Here is an 18,285-nt window from a genome sequence, read left to right on the forward strand (position 1 = left end):
CACCGCCGAGCCTCGAGACCATCGTCCTACTAGGGTTTGGGTCGTGCCCGCCCCCTCCATCAGTCAGCGCACCGTCGACGACGGCATCGCGCGCCTGACCTGGACCTCGGGGCTGACCGAGCACGGCTGGCAGGCCGCCGTCGACGTGGTCCGTCGCCAGGTCGCCGCGGCGCTCACCGACCACGAACGCGTCGAGGTGAAGGTCGCCATCGACGATGCGGAGGGCCAGCGGATCGCGACCTGGTCGGGCATGCAGCGCGAGGGCGTCGAGCGGGGCCGCGCCGGCGACGTCATCGTCTATGCCCGCCTCATCGACGACACGCCCGTGCACGAGCCGGGTGGTTTCCGGGCGCTCCTCAACTCGTTCCTCCCGCGCAAGCGCGGCATCAGCCAGATGCTGATCCGCGATGACAGCACCGATGGCGACGGGCAGCCGCGGGTGCTGATGTGCCACCTGACCTACAAGACCGACTGGGACCTGCCCGGCGGGGTGGTCGAGGTCAACGAGTCGCCGCGGCTCGCCGTCAGCCGCGAGGTCGAGGAGGAGCTCAGCCTCGACATCACCGCAGGCCGGCTCGTGCTCACCGACTGGCTCCCGCCGTGGGGTGGCTGGGACGACGCCATCTGTCTCGTCTTCGACGGCGGCATCCATCCCGCCTCGATCGTCGAGCGGATCGTGCCCCAGGCCCGCGAGATCCAGCGCGCGGCCTTCCTGACGCTCGAGGAGGTCGAGGAGCGCGCGGCCGACTTCACCGCGCGCCGGGTCCGGGCGGCACTGGCGAGCCTGACAGGAGCCGGTCCGGGCTACACCGAGTCCGGGCGCTGACCGGACGCACCAGGCCCTGGGCGACCAGCACCCCGAGGACGAGCACCGCGCCACCGGCCAGCTCGCCGGCGGCCGGCACCTCACCGAGGAGGAGCCACGCCGATCCGATGGACACCGGCGGCACGAGCAGGATCCACGGCACGACCGCCGCGGACGGGTGCCGGCCGAGCAGGCCGTTGAAGATCGCGTAGCCGAGCAGGGACGCCAGCCCGGCGGTGTAGAGCGTCGATGCGGCCGCGTGCCAGCCGAACGCCGCGGCGCCCTCGGCGAGCACCCCGGGGCCGTCCACGGCCACGGCGAGTGCCACGAGCGGCGCCGGGACGACGAGCGCCGACCAGACCGTGAGCGACAGCCCGCCGCTCCTGCTCGACGCCCCCGAGGCGCGCGCGACGACATTGCCGATCGCCCACATCAGCGCGGCCATCAGGCACAGTGCGAACGCCGTGAGCGGCACGTGGCCGCCCCGTCCGACGGCGACGATCCCGAGGCCGAGCACGCCGAGCGCGACGCCGGCGACCTGGGCGCGGTTCGGGCGCTCGTCGAGGGCCCCGGCGGCGATCAGGATGGTCAGGACAACCTGCGCCTGCAGGACGAGCCCGGCCAGGCCGGCGGGCATCCCGGCCGCCATCGAGACGTAGAGGAAGCCGAACTGGCCCAGCGACATGAAGGCGCCGACGGCCAGGATGACGCGCCACGGCACGTCCGGCCGGGGCACGAGGAAGATCGCCGGCACGAGGACCACGCAGAACCGGGCGGCGAGGAAGAGCAGCGGCGGCACGTCGCCCATGCCCCAGTCGATGACGACGAAGTTGAAGCCCCAGAGGAGGGCGACGAGAGCGGCGAGAGCCTGGTCCTTGCGTGGCACCCCACCAGCATGGCCAGCAGCACCATGAAGCACCAGCGAATACTTCTGCCTCATTTCATGTAGCGTTGCTGCATGATCGATCTGGACGCGCTGACCGGTCTTCGCGCCGTCGCCACCCACGGCTCCGTGGTCGCCGCCGCGACCGCCACGGGCTACACCCCGAGCGCGATCTCCCAGCAGGTCAAGCGCCTCGAGCGCCAGACCGGCGTGCCCCTGCTCGAGCGCGTGGGTCGTGGCGTCATGCTGACCAGCCACGGCCAGCACCTCGTCGAGGCGGGCGAACGGGTCCTGGCCGACCTCGAGGAGCTCGAGGCCGGCCTCCAGCGCCGCGCCGGCGTCGTGGCCGGCCGGGTCCGCCTCGCTGCCTTCTCGACCGCGATGCGCGGCCTCATCGCCCCGATCGCCCGCTCGTTGCGCGACGCGCACCCCGACCTCACGCTCACCCTCACCGAGCGCGAGCCGTGGGACACCGTCGACCTCGTCGCGAGCGGGCAGGTCGAGCTAGGGATCGTCCACCGATGGGGCGGGGTGGCGCTCGCGGTGCCCGAGCACGTCGTCAGCACGCCCGTCGCCAGCGACCTCGCCGACCTGGTCGTCCACCGCGACGACCCGCTCGCGACCCGGTCCAGCGTGACACCGCACGACCTCGTCGACGCCCCCTGGATCGCGACCCCCGAGGGCACCATCTGCCGCCAGTGGCTCTCCCGGATGTACGACGGCACCGGCCGTCCGCCGCGCATCGCCCATGTCTCGGCGGAGTTCGACTCGCACCTGGCCCTCGTCGCCGCCGGGCTCGGGGTGGCGCTGATCCCGCGGATGGGACGGGCAGCGCTGGGCGAGGACCTGGTCGCCGTACGGGTCAGGGAGCCGGAGCCGGTGCGTCTCGTGGACGCGCTGCACCGGCGGACGATGGCCGAGTCCCCCGCCGTGGCCGCCGTGCTGGCAGCCTTCGCTCAGCTCGGGGGCGGGACGGGCGGAGCAGGAGGAACGGGTGCCACGACGATGTCGCCGGAGGCGGCCCGGTCGAGGGCCTCACGCGCGAGGTAGGTCGCACCGGCGACGGCGGCCGGCATGACGAGAATGCCGCCGAAGGGGATGAGGAAGCAGGCCTGCACGCAGACGCCGAAGCCCAGCATGGCCCAGGGGTGCTCGGCGAGCAGCTCCTTGCGGGCCGCGCGGTCCATGCCGCGCGCCTCGAGCGGACGCGAGACGAGCTCGGCCGCGAGCACCCGCCCGGCGACGACCAGGCCGAGGGCCGCGGCGACGACGGCGCCGACGATCGGCAGCAGGCCGATGAGGAACACCATGATCGCGGTGGCGATGCCGGTCAGGACGAGCACGAGTCCGTCCAGGGCGCCGCGGAGCCAGCCGACGCCGTGGTCCGGCACGTCACCGCCGAGGGAGAGCTCGACCTCCTTCCAGATCTTCTCGTAGAACGGATCGCCGACCGCGAGGGTCAGGCCGGTGAAGGTGACGACGCTGAGCATGCCCGCGCCGAGAAGGACCAGGACATAGAGCACCGCGCGGAAGAGGTCCCGCACGGTCTCGTTCCAGTCGTCGGCGAACGGCGTCGCCCAGCCGATGAGGTCGTCGGCCTTCATCACCAGCGCCACCAGGGCCGCCACGACGAGGATCGTGACGAAGATGGCGGGCACGAGGCCGAGCAGCATCAGCCGGGGTCGCTCCCGCCACAAGCGCAGGCCGTCGCGCAGGAAGCCGGCGCCCTGCCCGAAGCCCATCGCCCGGGGCTGCATGGTCGTCGCGCCGTCTCAGTAGAGCGCCGAGGCCAGCGCCTGGCGGCCCTTGAGGACCCGCGGGTCGTCGTTGCCGACGGCGCCGAAGAGACCGAGCAGGTGCTCGCGGGCACGGTCGCGTTCCTTGCCCGTCGAGCGCCGGACCAGCTCGACGAGTCGGGCGAAGGCGTCCTCGACGTGTCCGCCGAGCATGTCGAGGTCGGCGACCAGGGTCTGGGCGTCGACGTCGTCGGGCTGGGCGGCGGCCGCGGCCCGGGCCTCGTCGAGGTCGACGCCCTGGGTGCGCTGCAGCACCTTCGCCATCGCCAGGCCGGCAGCGGCCTCGTGGTCGGCCGGGTTGGCGGTCACGAGCTTCTGGTACTCCGCGACGGCGGCGTCGATGTCGCCGGCGGCGAGGGCGTCCTGAGCGGGGGCGTAGCGCGGGTCGACCTCCGACTCCTCCCCCTCGGCGCCGTCCGCGGGACCGGACGCCCCGAAGGCGTTGGGCTGGTGCCGTCCGGAGATCCCCTGCGCGGTCAGCTGCTGCGCGAGCTGGTTGAAGAGCGCGCGGATGTCGTCGATGGGCGCGGCGCCGGGGATCGGCTGGGTCGCCGGGCGGCCGTCGAGGATCACGAGCATCAACGGCACCTGCGGGATCTGCATCGCCTGGGCGATCTGCGGCACGGCGTCGACGTCGATGGTCGCGGCGAGGAAGCGACCGTCGTACTCGTCGGCCACGGTCACGACGTCGCGCGCCAGCTGCACGCTCTCCGGCGACTGCGCGGCGGAGTGGAAGACGAGCACGACCGGCGCCGTCATCGACGCCTCGAGCACGGTCTGGAAGTTGGCCTCGTCGACGGCGACGGAGTACGCCGAGGTCGCGCCACCGGCGGCGCTGCCAGCACCGGCGGAACCGGCCGCGGGGGCGCCGCCACTGCCGGCCCCAGCGGGCGCCGGGCGGTTCTTGAGGGCCGACAGGTCGATCGCGCCAGGACGGGAGAACGGCTGCTGCGTCATGCCCGCAATCCTACGAAGAGCGCCTCGTGGGGGGTCAGCCTGGTGCTCAGTTGGGGACGCGTGGGCCCCGGAGGCCGGAGCGCTGGACCACCCGCTGGATGGAGAGGTCGCGGTCGTCGGGGCGGCCGACGTAGCGGATGTCGCGCAGGCCCTGCTCCTGGGCGGCGGACTCGAAGCAGAAGTGGCCGAACCCGAGGAGCCGGCCGTGCAGTGGCTTGCGGACCGAGATGTCGAGGATCCGGCTCAGCGGCATGGTGGCCAGGCTCTGCGACAGGACGCCGTGCACCCGGAAGACGCGCATGTTCGTGATGACGAAGCGGTCGCGCAGCACCGCGAGGCCGCCCCACGAGGCGTGGGTCAGCAGGGCAGCGGCGACGACGATGAGGAACCAGCCCACCTGCACCGAGACGAACCAGCTGCCGACCAGCAGGATCATCGCGAGCGCGGCCTCGAGGGCGGGCCGGACGTAGGCGAACCAGTGATGGAGGACCTCGTCGACGACGACCTCGCCCTCCTCACGCAGCAGGTGCTTGCCGATCCTGGGATCGCCCAGCCAGCGCACGACACCCGTGACGGGACCCATCGGGGACCGGACCTAGCCGAGCGCGCCGACGAAGTCGATGATCCCCGCGAAGGCCTGGCTCGTCAGAGCCCAGCCCTCGGAGCCGGCGCTCTTGGCCGTCTCGGCGAGGCCGTCGGGGTCAGTGAACATCCAGAAGCCGAGAAACACGACGGCCAGGACAGCGATGAGCTTCTTGGCGTCCATCAGCGGGTGTCTCCATCCAGGGTCCGGGTGCGCCCGGCGGGGGCACAGAACGACACATTGGTATCAAACACCCCACCCGTCACGCGGGAGGCGCGCCCGACAGCGCTCACTCCACCCTGGTTCGCCGCTGGGTCAGCACTCCCCCGCGAGGCCATTCTCCGCGGTGCCGTCGGGGACGCCACCACCGAGCCAGGCGTCGAAGAACGGGGTGAGCTCCTTGCCCGTCTCGGACTCGGCGAACGCCTCGAAGTCGGCGACCGAGGCGTTGCCACGGCGGTGCTCGGCCGCCCAGGCGCGCAGCAGGTCGGCGAGCCCGGCCGGCGTGATCACGTTGCCGAGCGCCGCGAGCACCATCGCCCCGCGCTCATAGACGGCGTTGTCGAAGATCTGGGCCGCCCCCGGGTCACGCAGGTCGACGGACCACAGGTCGTCGCCCGGCGTGACGCAGTAGCTGTCGTACTGCCCCTGCAGCCACGAGTCGACCGACGGGCCGCCGTGGTGGGCGTCGTAGAGCACCTCGAAGTAGGTCGCGAAGCCCTCGTTGAGCCAGATGTCGCGCCACCGCTCGACCGCGACGCTGTCGCCGAACCACTGATGGGCGAGCTCGTGGACGACGATGCTGCGATAGATCCAGGAGCCGTAGGTGGGCCGCGACTGGTTCTCCAGGGCGAAGCCGACGTCCAGCGAGGTCACCACGCCGCCGGTGCTGGAGAAGGGGTAGGGACCGAGCCGGGCCTCGAGCCAGTCGGTGATCTGACCCGTACGACGCAGCTCGCGCCAGGCGCGGGTCCGCTCGCCCGACGACAGGCGGCGCGACACCGCGTTGACGACGGGCGTGCCAGCCGGGGTCCGGCCGGCCTCGACCTCGAAGTCGCCGGCGGCGAAGAACGCGAGATAGGTCGTCATCGGCTGCACCATCCGCCAGTGGGTGGTCTGCCTGCTCCCGGCGATCCTCGTCGAGACCCGCACGCCGTTGCTGACCACCCGCTTGGCGCGCGGCACGGTGACCCGGATGTCGAAGGTCGCCTTGTCGCCGGGGTGGTCGTTGGACGGGAACCACCACGGCGCCATGTGCGGCTGGTTCATGGTGACGACCTCGCGAGCGTCGGCCAGCCAGTTGCGCTCGCCGGCATAGCCGTAGGACGCAGGTCGCCCCGCATAGACGACCTGGACGGTGAAGGTGGTGCCTCTCGGGATCGCCTGCGCCGGGCGGATCCGCACGTCGTGGCGACTGGTGCGGGTGACCCGCGCGGCGCGCCCCGCCACCCGCGCGCTGCGCACCGGCAGCAGCAGGTCGAGGGAGAAGCTGGCGAGGTCCTGGGTCGCGCGCAGCCGGATGGCGCTCGTGCCGCGCAGCACGCCGGTCGCGAAGTCGTAGGCGACGCGCACGTCGTAGTGCAACGCGTCGGTGCCGCCGTTGCCGTCGGCCGGCCAGTACGGGTCCCCGCCGCCCGTCGCCCCGGGCGAACCTGCCCGTCCTGTCGTGCTCCTCGACGGCGCCGCGGCAGCCGTGGTGCCGGCGACCGGGCCGGCAGTGACGACCGCACCCGACTCGGCCTCCGCGTCGGCCGCGCACGCGCCGAGCGCCGGCAGCACGAGGGCGAGCAGGGCCGCACCGATCACCGCACCACGCCGACTTCCGGGTCGATCTCCGCGTCGCATTCCCTCAATCTACGCACCCGTAAATGGGTTGCCCATCGCCGATCGGCCCCTCATCCTTGGAGCTGTGCCTCGCCGTCCGGCGAGGCCCGTCGAGAGGAGCGTGACATGACCATCACTGTCATCGGCCTGCCCGCGCTCAGCGGCCCCGCCCGATCCCTCTCGACCCACAGGAGCACCTGTCGTGTTTTCGGAGTTCCCCTCCACCTCACCTGATCACCTCGATCACCCGCACATCCCCTCGAACGACCTCAACGACCTCGACGAGCGGTTCGTCGTCGACTTCGTCGCCTACGACGACCTCGATCCCGGCCAGCGCTGGTCCACCTGGCTCGACGTCGAGCCGCTCAGCCGCGGCCCCGAGCCCCGTCCCGACTGGGTGGTGACCTCGCAGGGCGCCATCGACACCGAGCTCGGCATCCTCAAGACCGGCAAGGAGGCCGACGTCTTCCTGCTCGACCGCACCGACCCGCACCGACCCGACGAGCCGGGGCACTCGGTGGTCATGGCGGCGAAGCGCTACCGCTCCTCGGAGCACCGCACCTTCCACCGCGCTGCGTCCTACACCGAGGGCCGCAGCATGAAGCGCTCCCGCGACGAGCGGGCCATCAAGCGCAAGAGCACCTTCGGTCGCCAGGTCGCGGCCGGCGAGTGGGCGGTCTCGGAGTGGTCCGCGCTCAACCGCTGCTGGCAGCTCGGCCTGCCGGTCCCCTACCCCGTCCAGATCGACGGCACCGAGATCCTGATGGAGTGGATCACGGACGGCGACGGCGAGACGGCGCCGCGGCTGGCCCAGACCCGTCCGGACGCGGAGCTGCTGGCGTCGTACTTCCAGCAGCTGCGGGACGCGCTCGCGACCATGGTGCAGTCGGGTTTGGTGCACGGCGACCTGTCGCCCTACAACATCCTCGCGGCCGGCGAGCGCCTGGTGATCATCGACCTGCCCCAGCTCGTGGACCTGGTCGGCAATGCCCAGGGCTTCGACTTCCTGCTGCGCGACTGCACCAACGTCTGCTCGTGGTTCGCTCGGCGCGGCCTCGACATCGACCCGCAGGAGCTGTTCGGCGAGCTGATGGCGCACGCGTTCTGACCCGGTCTGACGCTCGGGTAGCGTCCGGGCGGTGAGGAGCACGCGCGCCCGGACGCTGGTCGTCCAGTCCCACACCGCCACCCACGACGACACCGACCGGGTCGTGGAGGAGGGCGCCCGCGTCGCGGCCGACCGGCACCTCGCCGGGCTCGACCTCGAGCGGCGCGCCCTCTACACCGCGGACGAGCTCTATGACACGGCCGACTACGCCGCGTCGTACGACGGCCGCGCCCATGCCTGGGCGATCGCGACCTGCGGCCCTGCGGAGGCGCTGGCCGAGGTGCTCCACGACCAGGCGATCGACGAGGCGCTGGGGGCCTGGGTGCGGGAGCGCTCGGTGGTGGGCGTGATGGGCGGGCACGCCGCCGAGCGCGGTAGCACGGCCTATGCCGAGGCAGCGCGGCTCGGCTCCCTGCTGGGAGCCCGCCACGTCGTGGCCACCGGCGGCGGACCGGGCGCGATGGAGGCCGCCAACCTCGGCGGACGGCTTGCGGGGCTCGGCCCGGACACCCTCGACGAGGCGCTGCGGCGGGTCGCCGAGGTGCCGTCCTTCCGTCCGTCGATCGACGCGTGGGTCGCGGCCGCGCGCTCGGCCCTGGAGCGCGCCCCCGATCCCCGGCCGACCCTGGGCGTGCCGACCTGGCACTACGGCCACGAGCCGCCGAACCTGTTCGCCACCGCCATTGCGAAGTACTTCCGCAACGCGCTGCGCGAGGCGATCCTGCTGCAGGTCTGCGACGCCGGCATCGTCTTCCTGCCGGGCGCCGGCGGCACGGTGCAGGAGATCTTCCAGGACGCCTGCGAGAACTACTACGCCACCGAGGAGGCCGTGGCCCCCATGGTGCTGGTCGGGCGTGCCTACTGGACCGAGCGGCTCCCTGCCTGGCCGCTGCTGCAGGCCCTCGCCCGCGGACGCCCGATGGAGCGCCACGTGCACCTGGTCGACACGGTCGAGGAGGCCGCGGTCCTGTTCGCCTGACCCACGAAGTGCCCCGGTTTCTCACCCGAGGTGCGAGGGTTTCTCACCCGAGGTGTGGAGGTTTCTCGGCTCAGGCAGCGCGGCGGGTGGGCACACCGGCGGCGAGGTCACCGATGACCGCGCGATAGTGCGTGAGCAGCTGCTCGTTGATCGCCGACCACGACCGCTCCTGGACCGCCCGCACGGCGGTGACGCCCATCCTCGTGCGCAGGCGCTCGTCGCCGACGAGCCGGTCGACGCAGGCGGCGAGGTCGGCGCCGTCGCCCGGCTCGTAGAGGAGGCCGGTGGCGCCGTGGGCCACGACGTCGATCGGACCGCCGGCGGCGGGCGCGACGACGGGTACGCCGGAGGCGAGCGCCTCTTGCGCCGACTGGCAGAAGGTCTCATAGCGGCCCGTGTGGACGAACAGGTCGAGGGAGGCGTAGGCCCGGCTCAGGTCGTCGCCGTGCAGCAGGCCGAGGAAGTCGGCGCGGTCCCCGAACAGGCCCCGCAGCCGCGCCTCCTCCGGTCCCCCGCCGACGATGACCAGCCGCAGGCGCGGGTCGTCGGCGATGTGGAGGAGCAGCTCCAGCTCCTTCTCGGCGGCCAGCCGTCCGACGTACCCCACGAGCAGGCGGCCGTCGGGCGCCAGCTCGCGGCGCAGCGCGTCGTCGCGGTGGCGCGGGTGGAAGGCGACCAGGTCGACGCCGCGGCCCCACCGGTGGACGTTCGGTACGCCGAGCGCGTCGAGCTGGTCCATGCTCGCGGTCGACGGCGCGAGGGTCCGGTCGACGAGCTGGTGGATGCGCCGGGTCAGCCCGGCCATCGCCCGGACCCCGCCCGGCAGGTCGTAGCGCTCGGCGAACCCGACGAGGTCGGTCTGGTAGATCGCGACGGTGGGCACGCCCAGCTCGGCCGCCGCACGTGCCGCCGGATAGCCGAGGGTCGCCGGCGAGGCGATGTGCACCACGTCGGGCCCGAACTCCGTCATCACGTGGCGCAGCCGGCGGCGCGTCTCCAGGCCGACCCGGAAGTCCGGATAGAAGGGCAGGTTGGCGCCGCGGGCGCGCCGGACGCGAAAGCCGACGTAGGTGTCCGGCCCCGTCGGCGCGACCAGCTCGGCGCGGTGGCCCTCGGCGGCCAGGTGCTCGAGCACGCGGCGCACGGAGTTGGTGACCCCGTTGACCTGCGGGAGGAACGACTCGGCCACCACGAGCACACGCATCGGGTTCTGGTCCATGGCTGCGACGCTAGGAACGACGTCACAACGATCGCCGACACCGATGGGAGTGGCGGGCGACCGGCACGTGAACGTCAGGGTGCAGAGTCTTCACCAAGAGCGACGTGACCCGCGTCACCAGCGGATCGTTGGGTTGCCGTGGAGATCTCACGTCGCGACCTGATCCGCCAGACCGCCGCCGGAGGCCTAGCCGCCGCTGCCCTCACCATGCCGGGCGTCATCCGGTCGGCAGCGGCCACCTCCAGCACGCCGCCGAGCCCGACCGGGACGGTCGGCCGGACCTTCACCACGAGCGCCGCGGGCGCCCAGGGCTACCGCAAGGTCATCACGGCGTCGGGCGAGCAGCACCTGACGCGCCCCGGTCTCGGCATCACCGCCGACGCGGGCCGTGCGAGCCGCCGGACCGGCCTGATCTCGTTCGTGCAGCTCAGTGACGTCCACATCGTCGACGCCCAGTCGCCGCTGCGGCTGGAGTGGACCGACCGTCTCGACGACCCCAGTCCGCTGCCCGCGATCGGGTTGTTCAGCTCGTCGTACCGTCCGCAGGAGATGCTGACCGGTCAGGTCGCGGACGCCATGGTCCGCGCGATCAACCAGATCGCCGTCGGCCCCGTCACCGGCAAGCCGTTCGCCCTGGCCATCCAGACCGGCGACAACTCCGACAACTCGCAGCTCAACGAGGTGCGCTGGAACATCGGCGTCCTCAACGGCGGGCAGGTGCGCGTCGACTCCGGCAACCCGACCCGCTGGGAGGGTGTCGCCGACAGCTTCGCCGCGACGTACGACGCCGCGTACTGGCACCCGGACGGCAACCCCGCCGGCAAGCCGGTCGACCGCCCCCGCTCCGAATACGGCTTCCCCGTGGTCCCCGGTCTGCTCAACGCCGCCCGCGCCCCCTTCCAGGCGCAGGGCCTGCAGATCCCGTGGTACTCGGTCTTCGGCAACCACGACGGCCTGGTCCAGGGCAACTTCCCGACCAGCACGCTGCAGCTCAACCTGCTCGCGCTCGGCGCGCTCAAGATCGTCTCGCCCCCGATCGGTCTCGACCCGCAGCAGCTCGCGCAGGACCTGTCGACCAACCCGGCAGCCCTGCTCACCAACCTCCTCGGGGGCGCCGCGAACACCTCGGTCCGGCTGGTGACCCCCGACCTCAACCGCCGACTGCTGACCCGCAAGCAGGTCGTCGAGCAGCACTTCACGATGGGCGGCGCGCCGTTCGGCCACGGGTTCACCGCGGACAACCGGTCCAAGGGCACGGCCTACTACCACTTCGACAAGGCCCAGTTCCGCTTCGTCGTCCTCGACACGGTCAACCCCAACGGCTATGCCGACGGCTCGCTGGACGCGACCCAGTTCGCCTGGCTCAAGGCGCTGCTCGCGCAGTCGGGCGACAAGGTGGTGATGGTGTTCAGCCACCACACCTCCGACACGATGGGCAACCCGCTCGTCGCCACCGGCGGCAGCACGGAGCTGCGCACCACCGGCGGCAAGGTCCTCGAGACGCTGCTGGCCCACCGCCAGGTCATCGCCTGGATCAACGGCCACACCCACGTCAACACGATCACGCCGCGGCCCGGACCCACCGGCGGCGGCCTGTGGGAGATCACCACGGCCTCCCACATCGACTGGCCGCAGCAGGCCCGCATCATCGAGATCGCCGACAACGCCGACGGCACCCTGTCGATCTTCACCACGATGGTCGACCACGCCGGACCGGCGTCCGACGGCGCCGGCCTCGGCTCGGCCACGGCACTCGCCGGCCTCGCCCGTGAGCTGTCCGCCAACGACTGGCACGACCACACCAAGGGCCTGGGCACGCCGCAGGACCGCAACGTCGAGCTGCTGGTGGCCGACCCGCTCGCCTGAGCGGGCGCCAGCGAGGGCCTACTCGGAGGCCGCGAGCTGTCCGCAGGCGGCGTCGATCTCGCTGCCGCGGGTGTCGCGCAGCGTCGTGGAGATCCCGAAGTCGTTGAGGCGGCGGACGAACTCCGACATGTCCTCCTCGGCCGACCGGGTGAACCGGGAGCCGGGGATGTCGTTGAGCGGGATCGGGTTGACGTGGACCCAGCCAGTGCCACGGCCGTCGCCCGCCAGCACCTCGCCGAGCAGGTCGGCGCGCCACGCCTGGTCGTTGATGTCCTTCATCAGGGCGTACTCGATCGACACCCGACGGCCGGTCTTGGAGAAGTACTCGTAGGCCGCGTCGACCGTCTCGGCGACCGAGAAGCGGGTGTTGATCGGGACGATCTCGTTGCGCAGCTCGTCGTCGGGGGCGTGCAGCGAGAGCGCCAACGTCACCGGGATGCCCTCGTCGGCCAGCTGCCTGATCCGCGGCACCAGACCGACGGTGGAGACCGTCACGTGGCGGGCGGAGAGGCCGAGGCCCGCGGGCGGCTCCTCGATCAGGCGTCGTACGGCGCCGAGCGTCGCCTTGTAGTTGGCGAGCGGCTCGCCCATGCCCATGAAGACCACGTTCGACAGTCGACCGGGCCCCCCGGCGACCTCGCCGGAGGCCATCGCCCGGGCACCGACGACGACCTGGTGCACGATCTCCGCGGTCGACATGTTGCGGGTCAGGCCGCCCTGACCGGTCGCGCAGAACGGGCAGGCCATGCCGCAGCCGGCCTGGCTGGAGATGCAGATGGTGGCGCGGTCCTTGTAGCGCATCAGCACGGACTCGACCAGCGAGCCGTCGAAGAGCTTCCACAACGTCTTGACCGTCTTGCCCTGGTCGGCGCTCTGCTGCCGGATCGGGTCCATCAGGTCGGGCAGCAACGCTGCGACGAGCTCGGCGCGCTGGGCGGCCGGCAGGTCGGTCATCTCGGCCGGATCGTGCACGAGCCGACCGAAGTAGTGAGTGGACAGCTGCTGGGCCCGGAAGCCGGGCAGGCCCATCTCGGTGAGCAGCTCCTTGCGCTCCGCGGGCGTCAGGTCGGCCAGGTGGCGGGGTGGCTTCTTGCGTCCTCGCGGCTCCGCGAGGACGAGGGGAAGCGGGCGCGGGCCGGGCTGCTCGGTCATCGTCGCCGATTCTCCCACCCGGAGGCGGGCCGGCCCAACTGCGCGGCGCGGTGACCTGGCGCTCAGGCCCGGGTCAGCCCGGTCAGGTGTCCTTCTGGAGCAGGAACCACAGCACGCCGACGGCCACGCCGACGACGACCACGATGGTGCACACGATGCCGAGCAGCATGTAGCGCGCGAACCGGCGGGTGCGGTGCGGGACCAGCAGGCCGATCGGTACGACGAGGGTGAGCAGCACGAACGGGAACAGCTCCTCGGCGCGCTCGTAGCCGGCGATCGCCTTCACGATCGCGGCGTAGGCGCCAGGGACCACGATGATCGACACCATGCCGGTGAAGAAGCCGGCCAGCGGGAAGAAGACCGGGTGCCCGCGATGGAACCAGTCGGGGCGGCGCGACCTGTCGGTCGCGTCGCTGTCCTCGTCGGCCGCGTCGGGTGCGCCCGCCGCGGCATCGATTCGCTGATCCATGTCCGGGCGATCGTAGCCAACGAACCCTGCAGGACCATGGTCGAGGGGCCATGCTTGATCCCGTGGCGACCTCGGACCAGCACCCCTCCCTGACCTACAGCAGCTATCTCGCGCTCGACGACGTGCTCTCGGCGCAGCATCCCCGCTCCGACGAGCACGACGAGCTGCTGTTCATCGTCATCCACCAGGTCTACGAGCTGTGGTTCAAGCAGATGCTCCACGAGCTCGCCGGGCTGCAGGTCCGACTGGAGTCCGGCGACGCGCCCCGAGCGCTGCACACCCTCGGCCGGATCCTCACCATCCTGAAGGTCGCCGTGGCGCAGGTCGACGTCCTCGAGACGATGACACCGCGCCAGTTCACCAGCTTCCGCGGACGCCTGGACGCCTCCAGCGGCTTCCAGTCCGCCCAGTTCCGCACGCTCGAGGCGACGCTGGGGCGCCGCGACCCGCAGGTCCTCGCGCACTATCCGGAGGGCACCGCCGACCGGGCGATGGTCGCGGCCGCCATGGACCGCCCCTCCCTGTTCGACTCCTACCTCCGCCACCTCCACCGCCAGGGGTACGACGTCCCGGCGGCCGCGCTCGACCGGGACCTCACCGTGGCGTGGGAGCCGTTGGAGCCGGTCCAGGACCTGCTGCTGGCCGTCTATGCCGACGACGGCGCGGCCGCGCAGGTCGCCGAGCGCCTGGTCGACCTCGACGAGGGTCTGCAGGAGTGGCGCTACCGCCACGTGAAGATGGTCGAGCGCACCATCGGCGCCAGGCCCGGCACCGGCGGGTCCAGCGGGGCCGGCTACCTGTGGTCGACCGTGACCCGGTCCCTCTTCCCCGACCTCTGGGCGATCCGGAGCCGGATGTGATCCCCGACCCGCGTGACCTCGCCCGGCACTATTCGCGCTTCGCGGTCGACGACCGGCTGCTGCTGACCGGGCACTCCCACCAGGCGTGGCCCGACGTCGCGCGCGAAGGAGTCCTCGACGCGTTCGACGACGCCGCCGAGGTCGTGGACCTCAAATGGGCACGCGCCGAGGAGCGGGCCGAGCGGCTGCGGGCCGCCGTCCGGGAGCTGCTCGACGACCCCGCCGGCGAGGTCGCCCTCGGCGCGAGCACCCACGACCTGCTGGTCCGCCTCCTGTCCTCCCTCGACCTGACCGCGCGGCCGCGGCTGGTGACCACCGACGGCGAGTTCCACTCGGCGCGACGCCAGCTGGCGCGGCTCTCCGAGGCGGGCCTGGAGGTCGTGCGGGTCCCGGCGCAGCCCGCGGCCACCCTGGCCGCCCGGATGGCCGACACGATCGACGCCCGGACGGCCGCGGTGATCGTCTCCTCGGTCCTCTTCGAGACCGCCCAGGTCGTGCCCGAGCTCGATGCGCTCGCGGTCGCCTGCGCACGCCGCGGAGCCGAGCTGGTCGTCGACGCCTACCACCAGCTCGGCGTCGTCCCGCTCTCGCTGGAAGCCGCCGGCCTGCGCGACGCGTGGGTGCTCGGCGGCGGCTACAAGTACCTCCAGCTCGGCGAGGGCAACTGCTTCCTGCGCCTGCCCTCCCACGCCGCGGGTCTGCGTCCGCTCGTCACCGGCTGGTACGCCGAGTTCGGCGACCTCGCCGACGCGCCCGGAGGCGCCGTCGCCTATGCCGTCGGCGCGGCCGGGTGGGCCGGGTCGACGTACGACCCGACGAGCCACTACCGCGCCGCGCGGGTGCTGGACTTCTTCGCCGACCAGGGGCTCACTCCCCCGGTCCTGCGGGAGGTCTCCCTGCACCAACGGGCGCTGCTGGTGCAGGCGTTCGACCAGCTCGACCTGCCGGACACGCTGGTGACCCGTGACCGCGACACCGACCCGTCAGGCTTCGCGGGGTTCCTGACGCTCTTCAGCGACCGGGCCGCCGAGCTGCAGACCGCGCTCGCCGCGCGCGGTGTGCACACCGACAGTCGAGGGCCGCACCTGCGGTTCGGACCCGCGCCGTACCTCCGCGACGACCAGCTGCTCGACGCGATGGCCGCTCTCGGGGAGGTCGCTCAGAAAACCGCGTAGTGCAGCAGGAGCCAGATCGGGGCGATGGTCGCGAGCAGTGAGTCGAGGCGATCCATCAGGCCACCGTGTCCGGGGATGACCTGGCTCATGTCCTTGATGCCGAGGTCGCGTTTCATGACCGATTCGCACAGGTCGCCCAGCGTGGCCATGACCACCGTGATCAGGCCCAGGGCGACACCGATCCACCAGTCGCCGTCGAGCAGGTAGACGACCAGCGCGACACCGGCGCCGACGGTCGCGAGCGCCGATCCGGCGAAGCCCTCCCACGACTTCTTCGGCGAGATCACCGGCGCCATCGGGTGCTTGCCGAAGAGGACGCCGGCCACGTAGCCGCCGATGTCGGAGGCGATCGTGACGAGGATGAACGTGATGATGCCCTTGACGCCGGGGTCGTCCAGGCCGCCTCCCGTGCGGCCTCCCTCGGCCAGCATCAGCGCGACGAAGGAGCCCAGGAAGGGCACGTAGACGAGGGTGAAGACCGACGCCGTCGCGTTCTTGACGTAGCCGTCGACGCCACGGCGCAGCAGCCACAGCATGATGACCAGGGCACTGACGGCGGTCGCGGTGACCAGCGCGGCCGAGCCCCACAGGTAGGCGACGACGACCATCACGACGCCGCCGACCATCAGCGGCTGCTCGGGGAGGTCGATCTCCTTGGCGAGCAGGCCCTTGCGCATCTCCCAGACCGCCACGACCACGGCGATCGCGACGATCACCATGAAGGCCGGCTTCCAGAACACCAGGGAGCCGGCGATCGCGCTCAGCAGCACGACGGCGGAGCCGATTGCCGCCTTCAGGTCACGGCCGGCGCGGCCGTGGTCCTTCTTCGGGGCAGCGTCGGACGAGGAGGGAGTCGAGGACGTCATCGAGGGCGGCGAGGAGTCGAGGTCAGACCTCGAGCAGCTCGGCTTCCTTGTTCTTCAGCATCTCGTCGATCGCGTCCGTGTGCTTCTTGGTCAGGCTATCGAGCTTCTTCTCGGCGCCGGTGACGTCGTCCTTGCCGACCTCGCCGTCCTTCTCGAGCTTCTCGAGGGCCTGCTTGGACTTCTGCCGCACCTGCCGCACGGCCACGCGACCGCCCTCGGCCTTCTCCTTGGCGATCTTGATGAACTCCTTGCGGCGCTCCTCGGTGAGCTCGGGGAACACGCAGCGCAGCTGCTTGCCGTCGCTCGAGGGGTTGACGCCCAGGTCGGAGTCACGGATGGCCCGCTCGACGTTGCCGAGCGCGCCGACGTCGTACGGCGAGACGAGGATGATCCGCGCCTCCGGAGCCGAGAACGACGCGAGCTGCTGCAGCGGCGTCGGCGTGCCGTAGTAGTCGACCATGATCTTGCTGAACATGCTGGGGTGGGCGCGACCGGCGCGGATCGCGGCGAACTCCTCGCGGGTCGCGTCGACCGACTTGCCCATCTTCTGGTCGGCCTCGTTGAGGGTCTCGTTGATCACCGGTTCTCCTTCGTCGTGGGGCGGATCGTGCGTGTCGAGGACTCAGCCCGCGCTGACCCGCGTGCCGATCCTCTCACCCTGCACGACACGCAGGATGTTGCCCTCGGGCTCCATGCCGAACACGATCATCGGCAGCTTGTTCTCACCACACAGCGCGAACGCCGTCTGGTCCATGATCCGCAGACCCTCGCCGATCGCCTGGTCATAGGTCAGCTCGTCGTACTTGGTGGCGGTGGGGTCGAGGTGCGGGTCGGCGCTGTAGACGCCGTCGACGCCGCTCTTGGCCACCAGCACCACGTCGCACCGGCTCTCCAGCGCCCGCTGGACCGCGACGGTGTCGGTGGAGAAGTAGGGCATGCCCATGCCGGCGCCGAAGATCACGACGCGGCCCTTCTCCATGTGCCGGATCGCGCGCCGCGGGATGTAGGGCTCGGCGACCTGCCCCATCGTGATCGCGGTCTGCACGCGGGTGTCGACCCCCTGCTTCTCCAGGAAGTCCTGGAGGGCGAGGCAGTTCATGACGATGCCGAGCATGCCCATGTAGTCGGCCCGGACCCGGTCCATGCCGCGCTGCTGGAGCTCGGCGCCACGGAAGAAGTTGCCGCCGCCGGTGACGATCGCGATCTGGACGCCGGCGTCGACGACGGCCTTGATCTCCCGGGCGATCGCCTGCACGACGTCCGGGTCGACACCGACCTTGCCACCGCCGAAAACCTCGCCGGAGAGCTTCAGGAGGACTCGCTTGTAGCCGGCCACCGGGGTCCTTCCATGTCGTTGTCGGGGAGCGCAGCCGAGGTTACCGTGACGCGCCGTCGACCGCGAAGCGGCCCGCGCGCGCAGTCCGCAGGGCTCAGCCCTGCGGCGGGCCCTGGATCCGCTGCACTCGGTGACGGTGGTTGCCGCTGTTGTCGCCGTCGATGTCGGAGTCGCGGGTCCGGGAGATGTGGTCGACCTTTTCCTCGCCGCCCTGCACCGGCTGCGCCTCGATGAGCGTGTCCCGCTCGTACTCGTGCGACTTGTCGGTGTTGCGGTAGTAGCGATAGAAGGCCCAGTACGTCGCCACTCCCCCCGCCGGTCCGGCGGCCAGCAGCCAGATGGGTGAGTCGTCGCCGGCCATCGCCACGACCTGGCCGATCAGATCGATGCTCATCTCCCGTCCCCCT

At 71.7% G+C, this 18,285-nt stretch carries 20 protein-coding genes; 7 read left to right on the forward strand and 13 right to left on the reverse strand.

What is annotated here, in order from left to right:
• Positions 1-43 precede the first annotated feature (43 nt).
• Positions 44-826, forward strand: coding sequence for an NUDIX domain-containing protein (locus tag E9934_RS04180; protein WP_136561617.1), 783 nt, complete (start codon positions 44-46; stop codon positions 824-826).
• Here the strand turns inward: E9934_RS04180 and E9934_RS04185 are convergent.
• On the reverse strand, positions 750-1,691 hold the full coding sequence (locus E9934_RS04185) for an EamA family transporter (RefSeq protein ID WP_136561618.1): 942 nt from the start codon (positions 1,689-1,691) through the stop codon (positions 750-752). The two genes, E9934_RS04180 and E9934_RS04185, sit on opposite strands and share 77 nt — an antisense overlap.
• Positions 1,692-1,763: 72 nt before the next feature.
• Here E9934_RS04185 and E9934_RS04190 point away from each other — a divergent pair, with 72 nt between their 5' ends.
• On the forward strand, positions 1,764-2,738 hold the full coding sequence (locus E9934_RS04190; protein ID WP_136561619.1) for a LysR family transcriptional regulator: 975 nt from the start codon (positions 1,764-1,766) through the stop codon (positions 2,736-2,738).
• Here E9934_RS04190 and E9934_RS04195 read toward each other — a convergent pair.
• The 5 genes from E9934_RS04195 to E9934_RS04210 form a co-directional block, all read right to left on the reverse strand.
• Positions 2,645-3,445: an EI24 domain-containing protein gene (locus tag E9934_RS04195; RefSeq protein WP_136561620.1), complete on the reverse strand. Its 801-nt coding sequence runs from the start codon at positions 3,443-3,445 to the stop codon at positions 2,645-2,647. The genes E9934_RS04190 and E9934_RS04195 overlap by 94 nt on opposite strands.
• A 15-nt stretch (positions 3,446-3,460) precedes the next feature.
• Positions 3,461-4,441: a co-chaperone YbbN gene (locus E9934_RS04200; protein WP_136561621.1), complete on the reverse strand. Its 981-nt coding sequence runs from the start codon at positions 4,439-4,441 to the stop codon at positions 3,461-3,463.
• Positions 4,442-4,487: 46 nt separating this feature from the next.
• Positions 4,488-5,024, reverse strand: coding sequence for a PH domain-containing protein (locus tag E9934_RS04205; RefSeq protein ID WP_136561622.1), 537 nt, complete (start codon positions 5,022-5,024; stop codon positions 4,488-4,490).
• Positions 5,025-5,036: 12 nt separating this feature from the next.
• Complete coding sequence (locus E9934_RS19510; RefSeq protein WP_158294924.1) at positions 5,037-5,207, reverse strand: hypothetical protein; 171 nt, start codon at positions 5,205-5,207, stop codon at positions 5,037-5,039.
• A 132-nt stretch (positions 5,208-5,339) separates the two neighbouring features.
• Positions 5,340-6,830 carry a M1 family metallopeptidase gene (locus tag E9934_RS04210; RefSeq protein WP_158294925.1) on the reverse strand — a complete coding sequence of 497 codons (1,491 nt, stop codon included), beginning with the start codon at positions 6,828-6,830 and terminating at the stop codon, positions 5,340-5,342.
• 220 nt (positions 6,831-7,050) lie between these two features.
• Between E9934_RS04210 and E9934_RS04215 the strand changes: the two genes are divergently transcribed.
• Positions 7,051-7,956 (forward strand): serine protein kinase RIO, encoded by a 906-nt coding sequence (locus E9934_RS04215; RefSeq protein WP_238694755.1) that lies wholly within the window; start codon positions 7,051-7,053, stop codon positions 7,954-7,956.
• Between the two features lie 31 nt (positions 7,957-7,987).
• The gene (locus E9934_RS04220) at positions 7,988-8,935 is read left to right on the forward strand and encodes an LOG family protein (protein WP_238694756.1); all 948 of its coding nucleotides are present in this window, start codon (positions 7,988-7,990) and stop codon (positions 8,933-8,935) included.
• 70 nt (positions 8,936-9,005) lie between these two features.
• Here the strand turns inward: E9934_RS04220 and E9934_RS04225 are convergent, their stop codons facing one another.
• Positions 9,006-10,154 (reverse strand): glycosyltransferase family 4 protein, encoded by a 1,149-nt coding sequence (locus tag E9934_RS04225; protein ID WP_136561624.1) that lies wholly within the window; start codon positions 10,152-10,154, stop codon positions 9,006-9,008.
• 138 nt (positions 10,155-10,292) lie between these two features.
• On the opposite strand from E9934_RS04225, the gene E9934_RS04230 reads away from it, so the two are divergent.
• Positions 10,293-12,020 (forward strand): TIGR03767 family metallophosphoesterase, encoded by a 1,728-nt coding sequence (locus tag E9934_RS04230; RefSeq protein WP_202977192.1) that lies wholly within the window; start codon positions 10,293-10,295, stop codon positions 12,018-12,020.
• Between the two features lie 18 nt (positions 12,021-12,038).
• On the opposite strand, the gene rlmN is transcribed toward E9934_RS04230, so the two are convergent.
• On the reverse strand, positions 12,039-13,172 hold the full coding sequence (rlmN, locus tag E9934_RS04235) for a dual-specificity RNA methyltransferase RlmN (protein WP_136561625.1): 1,134 nt from the start codon (positions 13,170-13,172) through the stop codon (positions 12,039-12,041).
• Positions 13,173-13,254: 82 nt separating this feature from the next.
• Positions 13,255-13,641 carry a hypothetical protein gene (locus E9934_RS04240; protein WP_136561626.1) on the reverse strand — a complete coding sequence of 129 codons (387 nt, stop codon included), beginning with the start codon at positions 13,639-13,641 and terminating at the stop codon, positions 13,255-13,257.
• A gap of 62 nt (positions 13,642-13,703) precedes the next feature.
• On the opposite strand from E9934_RS04240, the gene E9934_RS04245 reads away from it, so the two are divergent.
• Together E9934_RS04245 and E9934_RS04250 are read left to right on the forward strand one after the other, a co-directional pair.
• Entirely contained in the window at positions 13,704-14,501 is a 798-nt protein-coding gene (locus E9934_RS04245) for a tryptophan 2,3-dioxygenase (protein WP_238694757.1), read from the forward strand.
• Positions 14,498-15,676, forward strand: a complete 1,179-nt coding sequence (locus tag E9934_RS04250; protein WP_136561628.1) for an aminotransferase class V-fold PLP-dependent enzyme — start codon at positions 14,498-14,500, stop codon at positions 15,674-15,676. The genes E9934_RS04245 and E9934_RS04250 overlap by 4 nt, the downstream gene beginning before the upstream one ends.
• On the opposite strand, the gene E9934_RS04255 is transcribed toward E9934_RS04250, so the two are convergent.
• The 4 genes from E9934_RS04255 to E9934_RS04270 form a co-directional block, all read right to left on the reverse strand.
• Positions 15,661-16,542 (reverse strand): phosphatidate cytidylyltransferase, encoded by an 882-nt coding sequence (locus tag E9934_RS04255; protein WP_136561629.1) that lies wholly within the window; start codon positions 16,540-16,542, stop codon positions 15,661-15,663. The two genes, E9934_RS04250 and E9934_RS04255, sit on opposite strands and share 16 nt — an antisense overlap.
• 22 nt (positions 16,543-16,564) lie before the next feature.
• Positions 16,565-17,119 (reverse strand): ribosome recycling factor, encoded by a 555-nt coding sequence (gene frr / locus E9934_RS04260; protein ID WP_202977207.1) that lies wholly within the window; start codon positions 17,117-17,119, stop codon positions 16,565-16,567.
• Between the two features lie 45 nt (positions 17,120-17,164).
• Entirely contained in the window at positions 17,165-17,878 is a 714-nt protein-coding gene (pyrH, locus tag E9934_RS04265; protein WP_136561631.1) for a UMP kinase, read from the reverse strand.
• Positions 17,879-17,972: 94 nt separating this feature from the next.
• Complete coding sequence (locus E9934_RS04270) at positions 17,973-18,272, reverse strand: hypothetical protein (RefSeq protein WP_202977193.1); 300 nt, start codon at positions 18,270-18,272, stop codon at positions 17,973-17,975.
• Between the last annotated feature and the right edge of the window lie 13 nt (positions 18,273-18,285).

Source organism: Nocardioides caeni (genome assembly GCF_004912195.1).
GTDB lineage: Bacteria > Actinomycetota > Actinomycetes > Propionibacteriales > Nocardioidaceae > Nocardioides > Nocardioides caeni.